The sequence below is a fragment of the Pseudomonas sp. GW456-L13 genome (assembly GCF_017350115.1).
GTDB classification, from domain to species: Bacteria; Pseudomonadota; Gammaproteobacteria; order Pseudomonadales; family Pseudomonadaceae; genus Aquipseudomonas; species Aquipseudomonas jessenii.
On sequence record NZ_JACNAS010000002.1, the window covers coordinates 897,418 to 915,609 of the forward strand.

An 18,192-nucleotide genomic window follows, 5' to 3' on the forward strand; every position below is an offset into this window, starting at 1 on the left:
GTTCGAGCTGTCAGCTGGCTTTTTTATCGGCCATGACTTGCGGGTAGTAACGCTTGATCGCAAGGTCCGCGTTATCGATCAGGGTCATGCAGGCCCAGACACCCCGGGCGGTATCCCGGGCCGCGATAGCCTCGGCCAGGTCCCGGTGAATCGGCAAGGTGCGACGCAGTTCATCCGGGTCGGCGGCGGACACTTCAAAGGCCACCGCCAGCAACGCGCCGAGCGCGGGAACCATTTGTTCAATGAATTGATTGTGGCTGGCGGCGAGGATGCACTCGTGAAAGAACTGGTCGGCACGGTTGTAATCGATGCCGCTGTCCACCGCCCGTTCCAGCGCGTTGCAGGCCAACAGGATCTCGTTCACCTGTTCGCCGGTTGCGCGCTCGCAGGCCCAGCGCACGGCCATCGGTTCGATGGTGCGGCGCAGGTCGAGCAGATCGTCGACGAAGTTTTCCGGTAAGCCGCTACGCGACAACCAGCCAACGACTTGTGGATCGAAGAGGTTCCAGCGCCGCACTGGCAATACCCGCGTGCCGACTTTCGGCCCGACCTCAAGCATGCCTTTGGCAACCAGGGTCTTGATGGCTTCACGGATGACCGTGCGGCTCACGCCGAGTTGTTCGCCGAGGTCGGCTTCGACCTTGAGTGACTCACCTGGCTTGACCTGCCCCGTGGCGAGCCAGCAACCCAGCCAGTCAACCGTCGATGCATGAAAGCTGCTGGACATGGACACCTCAATGCCGTTCGCGATGGAGGTCCACGCTAATCATCATATGATTGGATGTCAATTTGATTTTTTGAGTGTTCGCAAACCACTGTGGGAGCGAGCTTGCTCCCACAGGGTTATGGGTCAGGGTTCGAGACCGATGGGGAAGAACTCGCCGCCACTCCATACACCGAGCCAGCGCTGGCCGTCGATCTCGCGACTCACCGCCAGCTCCACCAATTGATAGAACACGTTGCGATGGATCAACGCTTCAAGATTGCTGCGCACATGCACGTAAGGGGCAGGCTCTTGCGTTACCGGGTCGATGACCACACGCAGGAGGTGCTCGGCGCCGGCCTCGATGGTTTCATCGACGTTGGTGGTAAAGCGCAACACCTGCGCCTCGCCCTCGCCTTCCACATCCACCGCAATCGCCACGAACGGCGCATCGTCGACCTTGATCCCGACCTTTTCCACCGGTGTGATCAGGAAATAATCATCGCCGTCGCGGCGAATGATAGTGGAGAACAGTTTGACCATCGGCTTGCGCCCGATCGGCGTGCCCAGGTAATACCAGGTGCCGTCCCGGGCGATGCGCATGTCGATGTCGCCGCAGAAATCGGGATTCCACAGGTGCACCGGCGGCAAGCCTTTGGTCTTGGGGATTTGCCCCAGCAAGTCGTTGGCTTTTTGCGGGCCACTCATGGCGTTCTCCTTGAAATTACTGGTCGCTGAGCCCCAGCAGGCTGCGCGCGTATTGTTCCAGCGGCGGGCCCATCAGGTCTTCGGGTTTTTTATCGTGGAACGTCAGTAAACCGCCACGACTCTTGATGGTTGCAGTATCAATCAAATACTGGGTGCTGGTCTCGATCAACATGATCTGAATCATACCGCTGTCGATGCCGAGACGATCCAGGGCTTCCTGGTCCAGCCACTCGTCCGAGTTGCCGATACGGTCGTCAGACTTGGCAAACCGGGTGTAGAGCAGATAGTGCGCACCGGCGGCACGGGCTTCGCCCATGGCCTGGTCGAGGCCTTCCGGCGTACGGGCACGGCGGACCATCGGGAAATATTCGACGAAGCCGTCGAACGCGACTTCGGCAATCACGTTGGGCCGTGGATAAACGGCGCTGCCCGGCGGCATGAAGGCGCCCTGGGCGATGTAGACGAACGAGTCCGGCTGAATGCGCAGGTTGTTTACGCGACGGCTGTCACTGTGATCGAGCAGCCCCGCATCGCTCATATGGTAACGAGTCCCTTCGGCCATATCGCTGACGTTCATGCAGCCACCAAGTGCCAAAACGGCCAGCAGCAAAACCAGGCTACGCATCCTATCCTCCAGAGGCCGGTGTCGGAAAACCGGCGAATGGCCGTAGGATGCAGCTTCCGCGCCAGCTCATTAGCATCAGCATCTGACAGACCGAATCGCGAGCAAGCTCGCTCCCACAGGGGATTGCATATCACCCGTGGGAGCGAGCTTGCTCGCGATTGCGCAGGTTCAACCGCCGATAATCTTCATGACAGTCGCGCCGCCAGAGAACGCCACTTCCTGCTTGTCACCCAAGGCTTTCACCAGCAGCCGCTGCAAGGCCGGCAGGGCCTGATGGCGTGGCTTGTCCAGCAGATCACCGATGTAATGGCGATTGCTCGACGACAGGCAGCCATGCAGCCACCCGGTGGAAGACAAACGAAGGCGCGAACAGGTACGACAGAAAGGCACGCTCTCGTTGGCGATCACGCCGAAATAACCCTGGCCGGGAATTTCATATCGAACGGCCGTCGCATCGACCGGGGCATCGGCTTGCAGGTATTCGTAGCGTTCGCCGATCAGACTCAGCAATTGCTGGAGACTGACGAACTGCTGCAGAAAGGCATTGGAATCGTTGGCCAGGTGGCCCATGCGCATCAGTTCGATGAAGCGCAGTTCATAACCGCGCTCCAGGCAGTAGTCGAGCAGCGGCATCACTTGATCGAGGTTCTGTCCGCGCAGCGGCACCATGTTGACCTTGATCTTCATGCCGACCGCACTGGCCTCGCTCATGCCGTCGAGCACGGTGGCCAGGTCGCCACCCCGGGCAATACTGCGGAACGCACTGGCGTCGAGAGTATCGAGGGAGACGTTGAGGCGCCGAATGCCGGCGTTCACCAGCAGCGGCAGTTTCTTCGCCAGTAACTGTCCATTGGTGGTCAGGCTGATGTCTTCCAGGCCCATCTGCCCAACCGCCGTCATGAACGCTTCGAGTTTCGGGCTGACCAGTGGCTCGCCGCCGGTAATGCGCAAACGCTCGATGCCCGCCGCTTCAATCAGATAAGCCACGCCGCGCGCCATGGCTTCGGCCGACAATTCATCCTGCGCAGCCACCAGCCGCTTGCCGTTGGGCACGCAGTAGGTACAGGCGTAATTGCAGGCAGAGGTCAGACTGATTCGCAAGTTGCGAAAACGCCTGCCTTGACGATCAACGATCATGGTCACTCCGGCGGAAGAATATCGGGCCACTAAAACTTGACTCAGAAATCAAGTTTTAGCAAGTCCTCTACCTGAGTATATTCCTGCGCTACTGCGCCATGTAGCGAAATCATGGCGCAATAAGGCAACTGAATGGCTCAGCTGCCGGAAGTGTCGGTGTCACGCTTGCGCTTGTTGCCCATGCGCACGCCGATGTCCATCAGGAACTGGAAGAAACCTTCCTGATCTTCCAGCACATTGCTCCAGAACGGCGAGTGATACAGCGCGACGGCACCGTGCACCAGCGCCCAGGACGCGCAGTAGTGGAAGTAAGGTGGCACGTCTTCCAGCTTGCCTTCGCTGATCCGGCCCTTGATCAGCAAGGTCAGGCGTTCGAAGTTCGAGGCACGGATCTTGTGCAGTTCCTCGATCATCTCCGGCACCTGGTTGCCCTTGACCACTTTCTCTTCGAGGCGGTCGAACAGGCGATAGCGTTGGGGATCGCGCATGCGGAATTCGAAGTAGGCCCGGGACAGGGCTTCCTTGTCCTTGTCGACATCGGCCGAATGCAGCAGAGCGTTCAAATCGCGCTCGTAGTCGAGCATCAGGCGCAGATAGATTTCCGCCTTGGATTTGAAGTGCTTGTAGATCGTGCCTTTGCCGATACCGACGGCATCAGCAATCATCTCGACGGTGACACTGTCTTCACCTTGTTCGAGGAATAGCTTGAGCGCGGTATCGAGAATTTCCTGCTCGCGGCGACGGAATTCACGGACCTTACGAGGTTCTTTATGCATAAGAAAAGGTCTGTCGGGGTCAAAATTCGAAGCCGCGTATTATGCCTAACTTACGCAAAAATGCACGGATCATCCGACCATATCTGCGCTTTCTGGTCATTCCGCGTACGTTTACAGGGTGATGAGAACTCTTCCGAAGCGCACGTATTCCAAATTTGTTTAAAAACCCGGACCGGTAAACTGGACGAGGCGCAATCCTGATCAATACTTGAACTGTCGGCGGGGCATCTCCCCCAAGTGTCACGCCGATATTGGTACCAACGGACCGCGTGCCATTGTTTTACTCCTAATGGTCTTAACCCGGATTCACCCCCCAGAACCCGGGTTTTTTTTGCCTGCGATTTAACCTTTTACGTGTGCCAGCGGGAACAGTCGCTTGAAATTCGCCGTGGTTTGCTCGGCAAACCGCTCGTAGGGCTCACCGCGCAACATTGACAGAAATTCCGCAACTTCACGCACGTACTGCGGCAGGTTTGGTTTGCCGCGATAGGGGATCGGTGCCAGGTACGGCGAGTCGGTTTCCACCAGCAATCGGTCGGCCGGCACCTTGCTGGCCACATCACGCAATGCGTCGGCATTGCGAAAAGTGACAATCCCGGACAGGGAAATGTAATAGCCCATGTCCAGCGCGGCCTTCGCCATCTCCCAGTCTTCGGTGAAGCAATGCAACACGCCTGCCTGGGGCAGCGCGGCGTCCCGCAGCAAGTCCAGGGTATCGGTGCGGGCGCCGCGGGTATGGATGATTACCGGTTTGCCGGTCTGCTGCGCTGCTTGCAGGTGCAGGCGGAACGATTCCTGCTGCAACTCTGCCGCTTCAGGCTCGTAGTGGTAATCGAGGCCGGTTTCGCCAATCGCCACCACCCGCGGGTGATTGAGCTCCTGCAACAGCCAGTCCAGCGCCGGCGCGGCCCCCGGCTGCACATCCAGAGGGTGCACGCCCACCGAGCAGTCGACATCGTCATAACGTTCGGCCAGGGCCTTGACGTCGGCCGCGTTGTCCGCGCTGACACCGATACACAGAAAGTGCCCCACCCCACGCTGCCGGGCAGCTTCCAGGGCAGCATCCAGGGAGCCCTCGTGGGCGGTCAGGTCAAGGCGATCAAGGTGACAATGGGAATCTACGAGCATAAAGGGCTGCAACTTGTATGGGTGGGACGGTCGGATGTTCTGATACTCAGAGTCTAGGCGCAGACAGTCATCGTTGGGCAGGCAACGACGCCCATTGCACCAGCAATGCTTCCAGCAACAAGGCCGGGTTGAGGTTGGCCTTGCTCAGGACTTTCTGCCGCTGGGCGAGGATCCAGTCCTGAATATCGAGGACTTTGCCCTGGGCGCTTTTCTGCGCCAGGTATTGCACGACCTTGCGCATGTCGGTCAGGCCGAGGCCGGCTTCATCCTGAGTCAATTGATAGCGCAGGATCAGGCTCGACCAATCGCAGAACCAATCGAACAGGCGCAACATCGGAATGTTTTTCCATTCTTCGGCCAGTTGCGTCGGCGACTGCTGTTGCTTGAGGAGTTTTTTCACCCCTTCCACCACTTGCGCGCGCTGTTCACGCACGCCCTGGGCCTGGAGATTGACCGCCGCCAGCGGCGAACCGGCAGCCAGCGTCAGCAGTTCGACGCGCTCATCTTCGGAGCACTCCGGCAACGCCTGGGCCAACCACTTCAAGCTCATGGCCTCGCCCGGTAGCGGACAGGCCTGCTGCACGCAGCGACTCTTGATGGTTGGCAACAAGCGGCTCGGCTGATGGCTGACCAGCAACAGAACGGTATCGCCGGACGGTTCTTCAAGGCTTTTGAGCAAGGCGTTGGCGGCGTTGATGTTCATCGACTCGGCCGGCTCGATCAGCACCACTTTGCGCCCGCCCAACTGCGCGGTCTGCACCACGAAACCGACCAGGTCGCGAACCTGGTCGACCTTGATCGCCTTGTCGGCTTCTTCCGGCTCCAGGATGTAGTTATCCGGATGGCTGCCAGCCTTGAGCAGCAGGCAGGATTTGCATTCGCCGCAGGCTTGCAGCGCGTTCGGGCGCTGGCACAGCAAGCTGGCCATCAAGCGCTCGGCCAGTGCCCGCTTGCCGATTCCGGCAGGGCCATGCAGCAGGTAGGCGTGCGCATGCTGGGTGCGACCGGCCAGTTGCTGCCAGAGGTTTTCCTGCCACGGATAGGCCTCAGCCACGGCTCAACTCCAGCAGGCGCGGCAGCAAGGCATCCAGCGATTGCTGAACCTGTGCCAACGGCTGGGCAGCATCGACCAGCACATAACGCGCCGGATCCGCCTTGGCCCGCTTGAGGAAGGCACTGCGTACCGCGTCGAAAAAGGTCCGGCCTTCGAGCTCGAAGCGATCCAGACGACCACGAGCGCTGGCGCGGGCCAGGCCGACCTCGACAGGCAGATCGAAAATCAGCGTGAGATCCGGGCGCAGATCGCCCTGGACGAAGGTTTCCAGGGTCGCGATGCGCTCCAGCGACAAGCCGCGACCGCCGCCTTGATAGGCGTATGTCGAGTCGGTAAAACGATCACACAAGACCACGGCACCGCGGGCCAGCGCCGGGCGAATCACCTCGGCCAGATGCTGGGCACGCGCCGCGAACACCAACAGCAACTCGGTATCCGGGTTCATGACTTCATCGACCGGGGCCAGCAGCACTTCACGAATGCGCTCGGCCAACGGCGTGCCACCCGGCTCGCGGGTCAGCACCACCTCGATGCCGGCGGCGCGCAGGCGCTCGGCCAGGTATTCGCGATTGGTGCTCTTGCCGGCGCCTTCCGGGCCTTCCAGAGTAATAAACAAGCCAGTCACAGGCAGTCCTTAATCAGAGTCATTGCGGGCTTTTCGGTGCGCTTGCATCGGGTTCGGGCGTTTCAGGGGCTGGCGCAGGATCTTGCGCCGGTACTTGCGGCAGCCCCTCGGGAGCCGTGTTCGGTGAAGCGGCCGGGATCGGCGCCTGCTCCTGCGAAGACTTGGCCTCCTGCATACCGTTTTGCTCAGCCTGGATTGGCGGCATCTCGGGCGCAGTAGCGGGAGCCGGGCTGGAGCGGTAATCGGCGCGGCGCTTGATCTGGAACTCCTTCACGGCATTGTTGTGGGCATCCAGGTCATCGGAGAACACATGGGTGCCATCGCCACGCGCCACGAAGTAAAGGCTGTTGCCGTCCACCGGATTGAGTGCCGCATGGATGGCTTCGCGACCGACCATCGAAATCGGCGTCGGCGGCAATCCCGCATTCATGTAAGTGTTATACGGCGTCGATTCCTTGAGGTGAGCCCGGGTCAGCTTGCCGCTGTAGCGGTCGCCGAGGCCGTAGATCACCGTCGGGTCGGTCTGCAGCAGCATGCCCATCGCCATGCGCCGCACAAACACGCCGGCAATCTGCCCGCGCTCCTGCGGTACGCCGGTTTCCTTTTCCACCAGCGAAGCCATGATCAGCGCCTGGTAGGGTTCGGTGTACGGTGTATCTGCAGCGCGCTTCTCCCACTCCTTGGCGAGCACTTCATCGAGGCGGTCGTAAGCGGTTTTCAGCACCTCGACATCGGACATGCCCCGCACGTAGCGATAAGTGTCAGGGAAGAAGCGCCCTTCCGGAAAAATCCCGGTGTGGCCGAGCTTGTCCATGACCTGGCTATCGCTCAAACCGTCGAGGCTATGTTCGAGCTTCTCTTCCCTGGCCAGCGCTGCGCGGACCTGACGAAAACTCCAGCCTTCGACCAGGGTCAGGCTGTACTGAACCATTTCCCCGCGTTTCCACAGGTCGATCAGGCCTTCGACGGTCATGCCGGGCTGAATGCGGTATTCACCGCTGTGCAGGGGTTGTCTGGCGAGGTTGAAGCGCCAATACACCCGCAGCCAGAATGCGTCCTTGATGACGCCGTTGGCTTCGAGTCGGTAGAGGGTGCGGGTCGGCGTGGTGCCCTTGGGCACATCCAGCAATTGTTCCTGGGTAATGTTCAGCGGCTGTACCAGCGCCGAATGAATCTTCCAGGCTGAAGCACCCATCAGCAGCCCCGCCAGAACCACACCGGTTTCCAGCAGCAGCAAGAGTTTACGTCTCACGTATCAAGCATCCAGTAGCACACGGGCAATGGTTTGGAGTTTACGGGTGAGCGGCCCAACCGGCCAGTGAAGAGCAGCATAGGCGCGCACCGGCCAGACACCATACACGCTGTTGCAGACAAAGACTTCGTCAGCCCATTGCAGCTGTTCGAGGGGGATATCGGTGATTTGCGTGGGGATTCCCAGCGACTTGGCCTGAAACAATATTTCTGCGCGCATCACGCCTGCAACGCCGCAGCGCTTGAGGTCAGCGGTGATGAGCACGCCATCACGCACCAGGAACAAGTTGCTGAACACACCCTCAATTACGCGCCCGGCCTGATCGAGCATCAAACCTTCGGCATGCTCGGTGTCCTGCCATTCGGCACGGGCGAGGACTTGTTCAAGACGATTGAGGTGCTTGAGGCCAGCCAGTAATGGTTGCCTGGACAATCGCGTGACGCAGGGAAACAGGCGAACACCCTGCTCACCGTGCGCGGCAGGGTAAGCCGCAGGTGGACTGCCTTGCACAATGCGTCGGGCCTGGGCCGAAGGATCGGGGGCATAACCGCGCAGACCGTCGCCACGGGTAAGAATGAGCTTGAGCACCCCGTCACCCAGTGCCGCGGCGTAGGCCAGCAGTTCGCTGCGGATCAGCTCCTGCTCGGCAGTTATCGCCAGGCGCGAACAGCCATCCGCCAGACGCGACAGATGCCGGTCCAGCAACACGGGCTGGCCGCTGCGCACGGCGATGGTCTCGAACAGACCATCGCCATAAGCCAGGCCGCGATCCTTCAGCGACAAAGCGTCAGCCGGCTGACCGTCGACCCAGCTGTCCATCAGCCTGCGAACCGACGGAACACCAGCGAACCGTTGGTGCCGCCAAAACCGAAGGAGTTGGAAACGACCACATCGATATCCATGTTGCGCGCCGTGTGCGGCACAAAATCGAGATCGCAGCCTTCGTCCGGCTCATCGAGGTTGATGGTCGGCGGCGCTACCTGACTGTTGATTGCCAGCACGCTGAAGATCGCCTCGACCGCGCCCGCCGCACCCAGCAGGTGACCGGTCATGGACTTGGTGGAACTGACGGCCAGCTTGTAGGCGTGCTCGCCGAATACCGACTTGATCGCATTGACTTCGGCCAGGTCGCCTGCAGGAGTCGAGGTGCCGTGGGCGTTGATGTACTGCACTTGATCGCCATTGATTTTGGCATCGCGCAGCGCATTGGTGATGCAGCGCGCAGCACCCGCACCATCGGCTGGCGGCGAGGTCATGTGGTAGGCATCGCCACTGGTGCCGAAGCCGATCAGCTCGGCGTAGATGGTCGCGCCACGCGCCTTGGCGTGCTCGAGTTCTTCCAGTACCAGCGCACCGGCACCATTGGACAATACGAAGCCATCGCGGCCCTTGTCCCATGGACGGCTGGCGCGGGTCGGCTCGTCGTTGCGGGTCGACAGCGCGCGGGAAGCGCCGAAGCCGCCCATGCCCAGACCGCAGGCCGCCATCTCGGCGCCGCCGGCAATCATCACGTCAGCTTCGTCGTACATGATGTTGCGGGCCGCCATGCCAATGCAGTGTGTACCGGTGGTACAGGCCGTGGCGATGGCGTAGTTGGGTCCCTGTGCACCGAGGTGGATGGACAGGAAACCGGAAATCATATTGATGATCGAGCCTGGCACGAAGAACGGAGAGATCCGTCGTGGGCCGGTCTCGTGCAGCGTGCGGGCGGTTTCTTCGATATTGGTCAGACCGCCAATACCCGAGCCCATGGCCACGCCGATACGCTCACGGTTGGCGTCAGTGACTTCCAGACCGGCATTGCGTACCGCCTGAAAACCTGCGGCCAGACCGTATTGAATGAACAGGTCGAGCTTGCGGGCTTCCTTGACCGACAGGTATTCCTCGACATTGAAGTCCTTTACCGAGCCGCCAAAACGGGTGGAATAGGCAGAAAGGTCGGTGTGTTCGATCAGACCAATGCCACTGCGGCCAGCCAGAATGCCCTGCCAGCTGCTCGGCACATCCGTGCCTAGTGGCGACAACATACCCATACCGGTGACTACGACGCGTCTACGCGACACAGCACTCTCCTTTTTTCAAATGACGACTTTGCATCAGGCCTAAAGAAAAAACCGCACGCCATGATGGCAGTGCGGTTTTTCCATGACAGCGAGCAACGATTACAAACTATTACGCCTGGTGGCTAGTAACGTAGTCGATTGCAGCTTGTACAGTAGTGATCTTCTCGGCTTCTTCGTCAGGGATTTCGGTCTCGAATTCCTCTTCCAGAGCCATCACCAGCTCAACGGTGTCAAGGGAGTCGGCACCCAGGTCTTCAACGAAGGAAGCAGTGTTGACCACTTCTTCTTCTTTAACGCCCAGTTGCTCAGCAACGATTTTCTTGACGCGCTCTTCGATGGTGCTCATACCTTGTTTTCACTCCTAATGGACAAATTCAGGCAGCTGGCCAGTGGGTAAGTGTATAGAAAGGCTTTTCAGCTTTTCAACTGAAAGCTTCACTCCTCGAACCCGGTGACCCTCTGCCTATAAATAGATTGCAGCTTTATAACGGATTTTAGACAGCTCGTATGACATTTTTTTGAAGCAATCCGTCACATTTGAATTACATGTACATCCCGCCGTTCACCGGGATTGTAGCTCCGGTAACGTAAGCCGCACCGTCCGACGCAAGAAAAGCGACCACGGACGCGATCTCTTGAGCCTGCCCCAGACGACCCAGCGGAATCTGCGTCTGCAAGGCTTCACGCTGTGCCTCGGGCAGTTCACGGGTCATATCGGTATCGATGAACCCAGGAGCCACCGAGTTTACCGTAATCGAACGCGAACCGACTTCGCGCGCCAGAGCACGGCTGAAACCTTCCAGACCGGCCTTGGCGGCAGCGTAGTTTACTTGGCCTGCGTTGCCCATGGCACCCACAACCGAGCCAATACTGATAATTCGGCCCCAACGAGCTTTGGTCATGCCGCGCAAAACGCCCTTGGACAGGCGGAACAGACTGTTCAGATTGGTATCGACAACGTCGTGCCACTCGTCGTCTTTCATGCGCATCATCAGGTTATCGCGGGTGATACCGGCATTATTGACCAGAATCGCCGGCGCACCGAACTGCTCCTGAATGCTCGCCAGAACACTTGCCACGGACTCGTCGCTGGTGACATTGAGTTCCAGGCCAGTGCCCTGAATACCGTTTTCCTTCAGGGTCGCGGCAATGCGCTCAGCACCCGACGCGGAGGTCGCGGTACCAACAACGACGGCGCCCTGACGACCCAGTTCCAGGGCGATAGCCTGGCCGATGCCACGGCTAGCACCGGTGACCAGTGCAACTTTACCTTGCAGACTCATGCAAGCTTCTCCTGATTCAGGCCAACGCTGCACGGGCGGCAGCGAAAGCGTCTGGGGTATTGAGGTTGGATGTCGACACGCCTTCGGCGCAACGCTTGTTCAGACCGGCCAGTACTTTACCCGGGCCACACTCGACCAGGTTGGTCGCACCCTTGGCGGCCAGTGCCTGGACCGATTCAACCCAGCGTACTGGCTTGTACAGTTGCTCGAGCAGATCGCGCTTGAGGGTTTCCAGATCGGCCGGCACCTGGGCACTGACGTTCTGCACTACGGGAATCTGCGGTGCCTGCCAGTCGATCGCCGCGATCGATTCGGCGAAACGCTCGGCAGCCGGGCGCATCAGCTCGCAGTGCGACGGCACGCTGACCGGCAACGGCATGGCGCGCTTGGCACCACGCGCCTTGCAGCCTTCGATGGCGCGCTCGACGGCAGCCTTGGCACCGGCGATGACCACCTGGCCCGGCGAGTTGAAATTGACCGCGCTGACCACTTCGCCTTGCGCCGCTTCGGCACAGGCTGCCAGTACGTCGGCATCGTCCAGACCCAGGATGGCGGCCATGCCGCCCTGCCCGGCCGGAACGGCTTCCTGCATCAGCTGGCCACGACGCTCGACGAGCTTCACCGCATCGCCCAGGCTCAGACTGCCTGCCGCGACCAGCGCGCTGTATTCACCCAGGCTGTGCCCGGCAACGTAAGCCGGGCGCGCACCACCTTCGGCCAGCCACAAACGCCACAGGGCGATAGAGGCGGTCAGAATGGCTGGCTGGGTTTTATCGGTTTGATTGAGTTGCTCTTCCGGCCCTTGCTGGGTCAGTGCCCACAGGTCGTAACCCAGTGCATCGGAAGCTTCTTTGAATGTTTCAAGGACAACCGGATGTTGCGCGCCCAGCTCGGCCAGCATGCCGAGGGACTGCGAACCCTGTCCTGGAAAGACGAATGCGAGGGAAGCAGACATGTAACAAGCCCCTAATGATCTTGTCGTCGGAGAGTTGGCGCCCCGCTTTGGGGACGCAAGAAACTGACAGTTGGATGGCCCATCGAACCAAGCGGTCACATTTAAGCATTGTCCGACGAAAACGCCTAAAGCAACAAATCCTCCAGACGACCGTGCAGGCGCTCGGGAAGATTCTCCTGAATCTCGATCAAGGCACGCTGAATGGCACTCTGAAACCCCTGAACCCCGGCAGAACCGTGGCTTTTCACCACAATGCCCTGCAAGCCGAGAAAGCTCGCACCGTTGTGCCGGGCAGGTGCCAGATCGGCCTGCAGGCGCTTCATCAGCGGTAGTGCAAGCGCACCGACCACGCGAGAGGCCACGCTCTTCCTGAACAACGCTTCGATGCGCCCGGCAATCATGGTCGCCAGACCTTCGCTGGATTTGAGCAGGATGTTGCCGACAAAACCGTCACACACCACCACATCCGCTTCGCCACGGTACAAACCGTCGCCTTCGATAAAGCCGATGTAATTGATGCCACGGGCGCCTTGCAACAAAGTCGCGGCCAGCTTGACCTGTTGATTGCCCTTGATGTCTTCGGTGCCGATGTTCAGCAACGCCACCCGAGGACGCGCTATGCCCAGGGTCTCGGCCGCAACCGAGCCCATGACCGCAAACTGCAACAGATGCTCGGCACTGCAATCGACGTTGGCGCCCAGGTCGAGCAACTGGCAATAACCTTTTTGTGTCGGAATCGCCGCCACCATGGCCGGACGGTCAATGCCGGGCAAGGTCTTGAGCACGAACCGCGACAACGCCATCAACGCACCGGTATTACCGGCACTGACACAAGCCTGGACCTTGCCGTCACGCAACAACTCAAGCGCCACGCGCATCGACGAGTCGGGCTTGCCGCGCAAAGCCTGGGCAGGTTTTTCGTCCATGGTGATGACTTCGGACGCTGGCATTATCGACAGGCGCGCGCGATCCACAGCCGGATGGCCAGCGATCAGTTCTTCAAGAAGGGAGGGTTGACCGACGAGGGTCAGGTGCAGCGAGGGTGTGGCAGACAGACAAGCAAGGCTGGCCTGGACAATGCTGCGGGGACCGAAGTCCCCGCCCATTGCGTCAATCGCGATGACTTGAGCGGACAAGTGATTACTCGTCAGCGCCCTTGTCGATCACTTTACGACCACGGTATACGCCTTCTGGCGATACGTGGTGACGCAGGTGAACTTCACCGGTGGTTTTTTCTACAGACAGGGTGCTAGCCTCGAGAGCGTCGTGCGAACGGCGCATGTCACGGGCAGAGCGGGATTTTTTGTTCTGCTGAACAGCCATAATTGATTAACTCCTAAACGTTTGGGTCACGCTTTAACTGCGCCAATACACTGAACGGGTTGGACCGCGTTACCTCGTCCTCGCTCGGTTCGGGCTCATCTGCTCCCGCCGGCTGCTGGCATTCTTCCGGATGATGAGCAGGCACAATGGGCAAGGCGAGCAGAAGCTCCTCCTCGATCAGTGACTGCAGATCCAAAGGATCTTCGCCCAGTTCCAGCACGTCATAACCTTTCGGCAACGACTGGGTATTCGCACCCTCCTTCACCACAGCGTAACTGCATTCGCTATGGATCGGCAGGGTGACCAGCTCAAGACAACGCTGGCAAACCATTTTGACTTCAGTGTCGATAAAGCTGTGGATGACCACAGATTTACGTTCATCTCGTTCAAAAACGAATTTAGCCTGCACCGTACCGACATTGTCGGAAAGCGGGTCGCAGAGTCTCTCCAAATCGGCCAGCAGCATTTCACCTTGAAGGGTGGTGCCACGATCAGCCAATTTGCGCGGGTCAACGTGAGGTGGAATCGGGTCATTCAACATAGGCGCAGCATTATAGGGATGCACCCGCCCATGTCAAAGGAAATTCAGCCCTGTCCGTCACTTGGAAGCCTCGCTAGAATTCGCACACGCCTTATGGAGTTGTGCATGCTGCCTTTATTACTCGCTTCCAGCTCGGCCTATCGCCGGGAATTGCTGACCCGCCTGCAGCTGCCTTTCACTTGCAGCTCGCCGGATATCGACGAAAGCCATCGCCCGGGTGAGTCCGCCATCGAGCTGGTCAAGCGCCTCGCCGAAGAGAAAGCGCGCGCCCTGGCCGACAGCCATACCGCTCATCTGATAATCGGCTCCGACCAGGTCGCCGTGCTGGGAGAGCGGATTATCGGCAAACCCCACACATTCGAAAAAGCCCGGGAACAACTGCTGGCCGCCAGCGGTGCCAGCGTGACGTTCCTCACCGGCCTGGCCCTGCTCAACAGCCAGACCGGGCACTGCCAGGTCGATTGCGTGCCGTTCACCGTACACATGCGCACACTCGACGCACCTCGCATCGAACGCTACCTGCGCGCCGAACAACCCTACGACTGCGCAGGCAGCTTCAAGGCCGAAGGCCTGGGGGTCAGCCTGTTTCGCAGCACCGAGGGACCTGACGCCACCAGCCTGATCGGCCTGCCGCTGATTCGCCTGATCGACATGCTGCTGGCTGAAGGCGTACAGGTTCCCTGAATCCCGATACCAAAAAACCGGCCACGCAGGCCGGTTTTTCATGTCACATCAGAATCAGCGCAGCGACGGACCGTTAAAACCCATCCACATCGCCAAATGCTCAGCCACGCTGGCGCCGAGCTTTTTCGAAAAGCGATCGAATGGCGATTCCTGAACGGTGAAGTCCACCAGTTCTTTCTCACCGATCACATCCCGCGCAACCGAACTGGCATTACCCAGCCCATCGATCAACCCCAATGGCAGTGCCTGCTCGCCGGACCAGACCAGGCCAGAGAACAGCTCCGGATGCTCCTTGTCCTTCAGGCGGTCGCCACGACCCTGCTTGACGCTATTGATGAACTGCTTGTGGGTCGTATCGAGCACGCCCTGCCAGAAGGCGGTTTCTTCCGGCTTCTGTGGCTGGAACGGATCGAGGAACGACTTGTGCTCGCCAGAGGTGTAGGTACGACGTTCGACACCCAGCTTCTCCATGGTGCCGACAAAGCCATAACCGGCTGCCGTCACACCGATGGAGCCGACCAGGCTCGCCTTGTCGGCGTAGATCTGATCCGCCGCACTGGCGATGTAGTAAGCGCCGGAAGCACCCAGATCGGAAATCACCGCATACAACTTGATATCCGGGTGCAGGCCGCGCAGACGCTTGATCTCGTCATAGACATAACCCGACTGCACCGGACTGCCGCCCGGGCTGTTGATGCGCAGGATGACGCCCTTGACCTTCTTGTCCTCAAAAGCCGCACGCAAGCTGCCAACGATATTGTCTGCACTGGCCGACTCCTTATCGGCAATCATGCCTCTCACATCGATCAACGCCGTGTAATTGGCACTAAGGGTGCCGGCCTTTTCCATATCCATCAGAGGCGAAAACAGGACAATGGCGCCGAACAGATACACAAAAATCAGAAACTTGAAGAATATCCCCCAGCGACGGGACCGGCGCTGCTCCTGTATGCCGGCCAGCAGGGTCTTTTCCAGCAGTTTCCAGCTTTTGTCGTCACCGCTCTCTGCGCTCGCCTTGGCGGGCGCCTTCCATTCGTCGGTCATGCCATCCACCCCAAAAACAACCGGTTAAGCCCGCTGATTCAGCCAGGCATGCAATTCTGAAAAACGGTCGATGGCCAGTCGCGGCTCATACAACCTCAACGCATCGATCGATTGAGCGCCATAACTGACGGCCACCGAACCCATGCCGGCGTTGCGCGCCATCTGCAAATCAAAGGACGAATCACCCACCATCAACGCCTGTTCCGGGCGGACCTCGCAATGGGCGAGAATCTGTTCGAGCATCAGCGGATGGGGCTTGCTGGCGGTTTCGTCGGCGGCGCGAGTGATATCGAAGTAATTCTCCCAGCCATGGGACTTCAACACCCGATCCAGCCCGCGACGGGCCTTGCCGGTCGCCACAGCCAGATGATAGCCCTCGGCACGAAATGCCTCGAGCGACTCGACCACACCCTCGAACAGCGGCGAAGGCTCAGCCTCCGACGCGATGTAATGCTCAGCATAGTGCTCGCGGAACGCGATCAGCTCGGCGTCGCCGATTTCGGGGTACAGGGTGCGGATCGCTTCCGGCAAGCCCAGGCCGATGATGCCCTTGACGGCCAGATCATCGCGCAGCTCAAAACCGGAACGCTGCGAGGCAACGTGCATCGCCTCGACAATCCGACCAATGGAATCGGCCAGAGTGCCGTCCCAATCAAAGATCAACAGCTTGTAGTCAGATGGGCGCACTCAATCGCTCCACGGTTTTGGCCCACATCTCGTCGACCGGCGCTTGCAGCTTCAGCTCACCACCATCGGGGAGCGGCACCGTCAGCATGTAGGCGTGCAGGAACAGGCGCTTGCCGCCCAGATCGCGGATTTCCTTGCTGAAACCTTCGTCGCCATACTTGGTGTCGCCAGCGATGCAATGCCCGGCGTGCAAGGTATGGACGCGGATCTGGTGAGTCCGGCCGGTAATCGGCTTGGCTTCGATCAGGGTGGCAAAGTCGCCGAAGCGGCGCAGGACCTTGAACACGGTCACGGACTCCTTCCCCTCCTCCTCGTCGACCTCGACCATGCGCTCGCCGGAGCGCAGATTGCTCTTGCCCAGCGACGCACGGACTTGCTTGATCGAGCTCGCCCAGTTACCGCGGACCAGCGCCATGTAGCGCTTGTCGACGCCATCACCGCGCAATGCGGTGTGCAAGTGGCGCAACATGCTGCGCTTCTTGGCGATCATCAACAGGCCGGACGTATCACGGTCGAGACGGTGAACCAGTTCGAGCTCTTTGCAATCGGGGCGCAACTGACGAAAGGCTTCGATCACCCCGAAAGTCAGGCCGCTGCCACCATGAACAGCAATACCCGCGGGCTTGTTGATCACGATCAGCGCCTTGTCTTCGAAGACAATCGAGGCCTCGAGCCGCTGCAACAGGCCTTGTGCCAGCGGCACCGGTTCGTCGCGCTCAGGCACGCGAACCGGCGGCACGCGCACGATATCGCCCGCCTGCAGCTTGTACTCGGGCTTGATCCGACCTTTGTTCACGCGCACTTCGCCCTTGCGCAAAATGCGATAAATCAAGGTCTTGGGCACGCCTTTGAGTCGGGCGAGAAGGAAATTATCAATGCGTTGGCCGGCATATTCCGGCGAGACCTCAAGCAGTTGTACGCCTGGAGTCGGGGGGGTAGTCGTCGTCATGGCGCGGATGATAACAATTTTTTATGGAATTGAAGCACTTAATCATTGCTGCTATAGTCGCGAACGTCGCCAAAAGCGGCCTGGACAGCGGACCAACGGTCAAAAACCGGCCCTGACCAACGCAATTCACCAGGACGCGAGGCCGTCCTACGGGGCTTTCGCTACGTAACGGTGGAGTTTGCAGGTGTAACGAGCGCAGGTGACATGAGGCCTGAATCACGCCACAAAGCAGAGTTTTCCACTCGTTTTGCGAGCCATATTCACGGCCAGTTCACAAAGTGCAGTCAGCTGCGAATGACCCCGAGCGAAGGCATCGGAAACAACGCCTAAATTAGCCATGATGCGTGACCTCCCCTTTCGGAGCTCACGGTAAATGCCAACCCGCTGCGGATTCTGCGCGCGGCAGCACCCGAATTATCAGGGATACGTGTAGGGTGGAGATGCACAACCGCCGGACTGTGTAGCAACAGGCTTTCTCAAGACGCTTCATCTCGTCCACAGCCGCTGGTTGATTCCTCCTCCTGACTGAGTGCTTAAGTAGCCACAGCAAGCAGGACGCGTACGTCGCGATGAAGGCCCACATTGGCCGGACTTCGCTGGACACGGGAAATGGCCAACCACTCCCGACGCACCTGACACCGACCGTGAGAAGTCG

Annotated in this window: 21 protein-coding genes; 1 reads left to right on the forward strand and 20 read right to left on the reverse strand. The window is 59.6% G+C overall.

Annotation, left to right across the window (positions count from 1 at the left end):
- Positions 1-10: 10 nt before the first annotated feature.
- The 17 genes from J4D25_RS18095 to J4D25_RS18175 form a co-directional block, all read right to left on the reverse strand.
- A complete protein-coding gene (locus J4D25_RS18095) occupies positions 11-727 on the reverse strand; it encodes a FadR/GntR family transcriptional regulator (protein ID WP_057713725.1) in 717 nt (238 codons plus the stop codon).
- Positions 728-850: 123 nt separating this feature from the next.
- Complete coding sequence (locus J4D25_RS18100; RefSeq protein WP_057713724.1) at positions 851-1,411, reverse strand: DUF1285 domain-containing protein; 561 nt, start codon at positions 1,409-1,411, stop codon at positions 851-853.
- 16 nt (positions 1,412-1,427) lie between these two features.
- Entirely contained in the window at positions 1,428-2,036 is a 609-nt protein-coding gene (locus J4D25_RS18105) for a DUF4823 domain-containing protein (RefSeq protein WP_057713723.1), read from the reverse strand.
- A gap of 168 nt (positions 2,037-2,204) precedes the next feature.
- Entirely contained in the window at positions 2,205-3,173 is a 969-nt protein-coding gene (locus tag J4D25_RS18110) for a GTP 3',8-cyclase MoaA (RefSeq protein ID WP_057713722.1), read from the reverse strand.
- Between the two features lie 137 nt (positions 3,174-3,310).
- Positions 3,311-3,949, reverse strand: coding sequence for a TetR/AcrR family transcriptional regulator (locus J4D25_RS18115; protein ID WP_007977040.1), 639 nt, complete (start codon positions 3,947-3,949; stop codon positions 3,311-3,313).
- A 342-nt stretch (positions 3,950-4,291) separates the two neighbouring features.
- Positions 4,292-5,077, reverse strand: a complete 786-nt coding sequence (locus tag J4D25_RS18120; protein ID WP_057713721.1) for a TatD family hydrolase — start codon at positions 5,075-5,077, stop codon at positions 4,292-4,294.
- Between the two features lie 67 nt (positions 5,078-5,144).
- Positions 5,145-6,131, reverse strand: coding sequence for a DNA polymerase III subunit delta' (locus tag J4D25_RS18125; RefSeq protein ID WP_057713720.1), 987 nt, complete (start codon positions 6,129-6,131; stop codon positions 5,145-5,147).
- On the reverse strand, positions 6,124-6,756 hold the full coding sequence (gene tmk, locus J4D25_RS18130) for a dTMP kinase (RefSeq protein WP_057713719.1): 633 nt from the start codon (positions 6,754-6,756) through the stop codon (positions 6,124-6,126). The genes J4D25_RS18125 and tmk overlap by 8 nt, the downstream gene beginning before the upstream one ends.
- Before the next feature lie 19 nt (positions 6,757-6,775).
- Positions 6,776-8,008 (reverse strand): endolytic transglycosylase MltG, encoded by a 1,233-nt coding sequence (gene mltG, locus J4D25_RS18135; RefSeq protein ID WP_057713718.1) that lies wholly within the window; start codon positions 8,006-8,008, stop codon positions 6,776-6,778.
- Positions 8,009-8,011: 3 nt separating this feature from the next.
- Positions 8,012-8,827, reverse strand: a complete 816-nt coding sequence (gene pabC / locus J4D25_RS18140; RefSeq protein ID WP_057713717.1) for an aminodeoxychorismate lyase — start codon at positions 8,825-8,827, stop codon at positions 8,012-8,014.
- Positions 8,827-10,071 carry a beta-ketoacyl-ACP synthase II gene (gene fabF / locus J4D25_RS18145; RefSeq protein ID WP_057713716.1) on the reverse strand — a complete coding sequence of 415 codons (1,245 nt, stop codon included), beginning with the start codon at positions 10,069-10,071 and terminating at the stop codon, positions 8,827-8,829. Before fabF ends, pabC begins: the two co-directional genes overlap by 1 nt.
- A gap of 109 nt (positions 10,072-10,180) precedes the next feature.
- Positions 10,181-10,417 carry an acyl carrier protein gene (acpP, locus tag J4D25_RS18150; protein ID WP_003175607.1) on the reverse strand — a complete coding sequence of 79 codons (237 nt, stop codon included), beginning with the start codon at positions 10,415-10,417 and terminating at the stop codon, positions 10,181-10,183.
- A 196-nt stretch (positions 10,418-10,613) separates the two neighbouring features.
- On the reverse strand, positions 10,614-11,354 hold the full coding sequence (gene fabG / locus J4D25_RS18155) for a 3-oxoacyl-ACP reductase FabG (protein ID WP_057713715.1): 741 nt from the start codon (positions 11,352-11,354) through the stop codon (positions 10,614-10,616).
- A 16-nt stretch (positions 11,355-11,370) separates the two neighbouring features.
- On the reverse strand, positions 11,371-12,309 hold the full coding sequence (gene fabD, locus J4D25_RS18160) for an ACP S-malonyltransferase (RefSeq protein WP_008050436.1): 939 nt from the start codon (positions 12,307-12,309) through the stop codon (positions 11,371-11,373).
- Between the two features lie 125 nt (positions 12,310-12,434).
- A complete protein-coding gene (plsX, locus tag J4D25_RS18165; protein ID WP_079246722.1) occupies positions 12,435-13,445 on the reverse strand; it encodes a phosphate acyltransferase PlsX in 1,011 nt (336 codons plus the stop codon).
- Positions 13,446-13,449: 4 nt separating this feature from the next.
- Positions 13,450-13,632 (reverse strand): 50S ribosomal protein L32, encoded by a 183-nt coding sequence (gene rpmF, locus J4D25_RS18170; protein WP_003179396.1) that lies wholly within the window; start codon positions 13,630-13,632, stop codon positions 13,450-13,452.
- A gap of 13 nt (positions 13,633-13,645) precedes the next feature.
- Positions 13,646-14,173 carry a YceD family protein gene (locus J4D25_RS18175; protein ID WP_007942001.1) on the reverse strand — a complete coding sequence of 176 codons (528 nt, stop codon included), beginning with the start codon at positions 14,171-14,173 and terminating at the stop codon, positions 13,646-13,648.
- A gap of 105 nt (positions 14,174-14,278) precedes the next feature.
- Between J4D25_RS18175 and J4D25_RS18180 the strand changes: the two genes are divergently transcribed.
- A complete protein-coding gene (locus J4D25_RS18180; protein WP_057713713.1) occupies positions 14,279-14,857 on the forward strand; it encodes a nucleoside triphosphate pyrophosphatase in 579 nt (192 codons plus the stop codon).
- Positions 14,858-14,911: 54 nt separating this feature from the next.
- Here the strand turns inward: J4D25_RS18180 and J4D25_RS18185 are convergent, their stop codons facing one another.
- Genes J4D25_RS18185 through rluC form a run of 3 tightly spaced genes read right to left on the reverse strand, consistent with a single transcriptional unit; the run spans position 14,912 to position 17,537 of the window.
- Positions 14,912-15,901 carry a S49 family peptidase gene (locus J4D25_RS18185; protein ID WP_057713712.1) on the reverse strand — a complete coding sequence of 330 codons (990 nt, stop codon included), beginning with the start codon at positions 15,899-15,901 and terminating at the stop codon, positions 14,912-14,914.
- A gap of 24 nt (positions 15,902-15,925) precedes the next feature.
- A complete protein-coding gene (locus J4D25_RS18190) occupies positions 15,926-16,588 on the reverse strand; it encodes an HAD-IA family hydrolase (RefSeq protein WP_057713711.1) in 663 nt (220 codons plus the stop codon).
- A complete protein-coding gene (gene rluC, locus J4D25_RS18195; protein ID WP_007977058.1) occupies positions 16,575-17,537 on the reverse strand; it encodes a 23S rRNA pseudouridine(955/2504/2580) synthase RluC in 963 nt (320 codons plus the stop codon). Before rluC ends, J4D25_RS18190 begins: the two co-directional genes overlap by 14 nt.
- Between the last annotated feature and the right edge of the window lie 655 nt (positions 17,538-18,192).

Excerpts from the sequence above, each read along its gene's own strand:
- J4D25_RS18095 (WP_057713725.1), bottom strand. The coding sequence starts at position 727 with ATGTCCAGCAGCTTTCATGCATCGACGGTTGACTGGCTGGGTTGCTGG.
- J4D25_RS18100 (WP_057713724.1), bottom strand. The coding sequence starts at position 1,411 with ATGAGTGGCCCGCAAAAAGCCAACGACTTGCTGGGGCAAATCCCCAAG.
- J4D25_RS18105 (WP_057713723.1), bottom strand. The coding sequence starts at position 2,036 with ATGCGTAGCCTGGTTTTGCTGCTGGCCGTTTTGGCACTTGGTGGCTGC.
- J4D25_RS18110 (WP_057713722.1), bottom strand. The coding sequence starts at position 3,173 with ATGATCGTTGATCGTCAAGGCAGGCGTTTTCGCAACTTGCGAATCAGT.
- J4D25_RS18115 (WP_007977040.1), bottom strand. The coding sequence starts at position 3,949 with ATGCATAAAGAACCTCGTAAGGTCCGTGAATTCCGTCGCCGCGAGCAG.
- J4D25_RS18120 (WP_057713721.1), bottom strand. The coding sequence starts at position 5,077 with ATGCTCGTAGATTCCCATTGTCACCTTGATCGCCTTGACCTGACCGCC.
- pabC (WP_057713717.1), bottom strand. The coding sequence starts at position 8,827 with ATGGACAGCTGGGTCGACGGTCAGCCGGCTGACGCTTTGTCGCTGAAG.
- acpP (WP_003175607.1), bottom strand. The coding sequence starts at position 10,417 with ATGAGCACCATCGAAGAGCGCGTCAAGAAAATCGTTGCTGAGCAACTG.
- fabG (WP_057713715.1), bottom strand. The coding sequence starts at position 11,354 with ATGAGTCTGCAAGGTAAAGTTGCACTGGTCACCGGTGCTAGCCGTGGC.
- fabD (WP_008050436.1), bottom strand. The coding sequence starts at position 12,309 with ATGTCTGCTTCCCTCGCATTCGTCTTTCCAGGACAGGGTTCGCAGTCC.
- rpmF (WP_003179396.1), bottom strand. The coding sequence starts at position 13,632 with ATGGCTGTTCAGCAGAACAAAAAATCCCGCTCTGCCCGTGACATGCGC.
- J4D25_RS18175 (WP_007942001.1), bottom strand. The coding sequence starts at position 14,173 with ATGTTGAATGACCCGATTCCACCTCACGTTGACCCGCGCAAATTGGCT.
- J4D25_RS18180 (WP_057713713.1), top strand. The coding sequence starts at position 14,279 with ATGCTGCCTTTATTACTCGCTTCCAGCTCGGCCTATCGCCGGGAATTG.
- J4D25_RS18185 (WP_057713712.1), bottom strand. The coding sequence starts at position 15,901 with ATGACCGACGAATGGAAGGCGCCCGCCAAGGCGAGCGCAGAGAGCGGT.
- rluC (WP_007977058.1), bottom strand. The coding sequence starts at position 17,537 with ATGACGACGACTACCCCCCCGACTCCAGGCGTACAACTGCTTGAGGTC.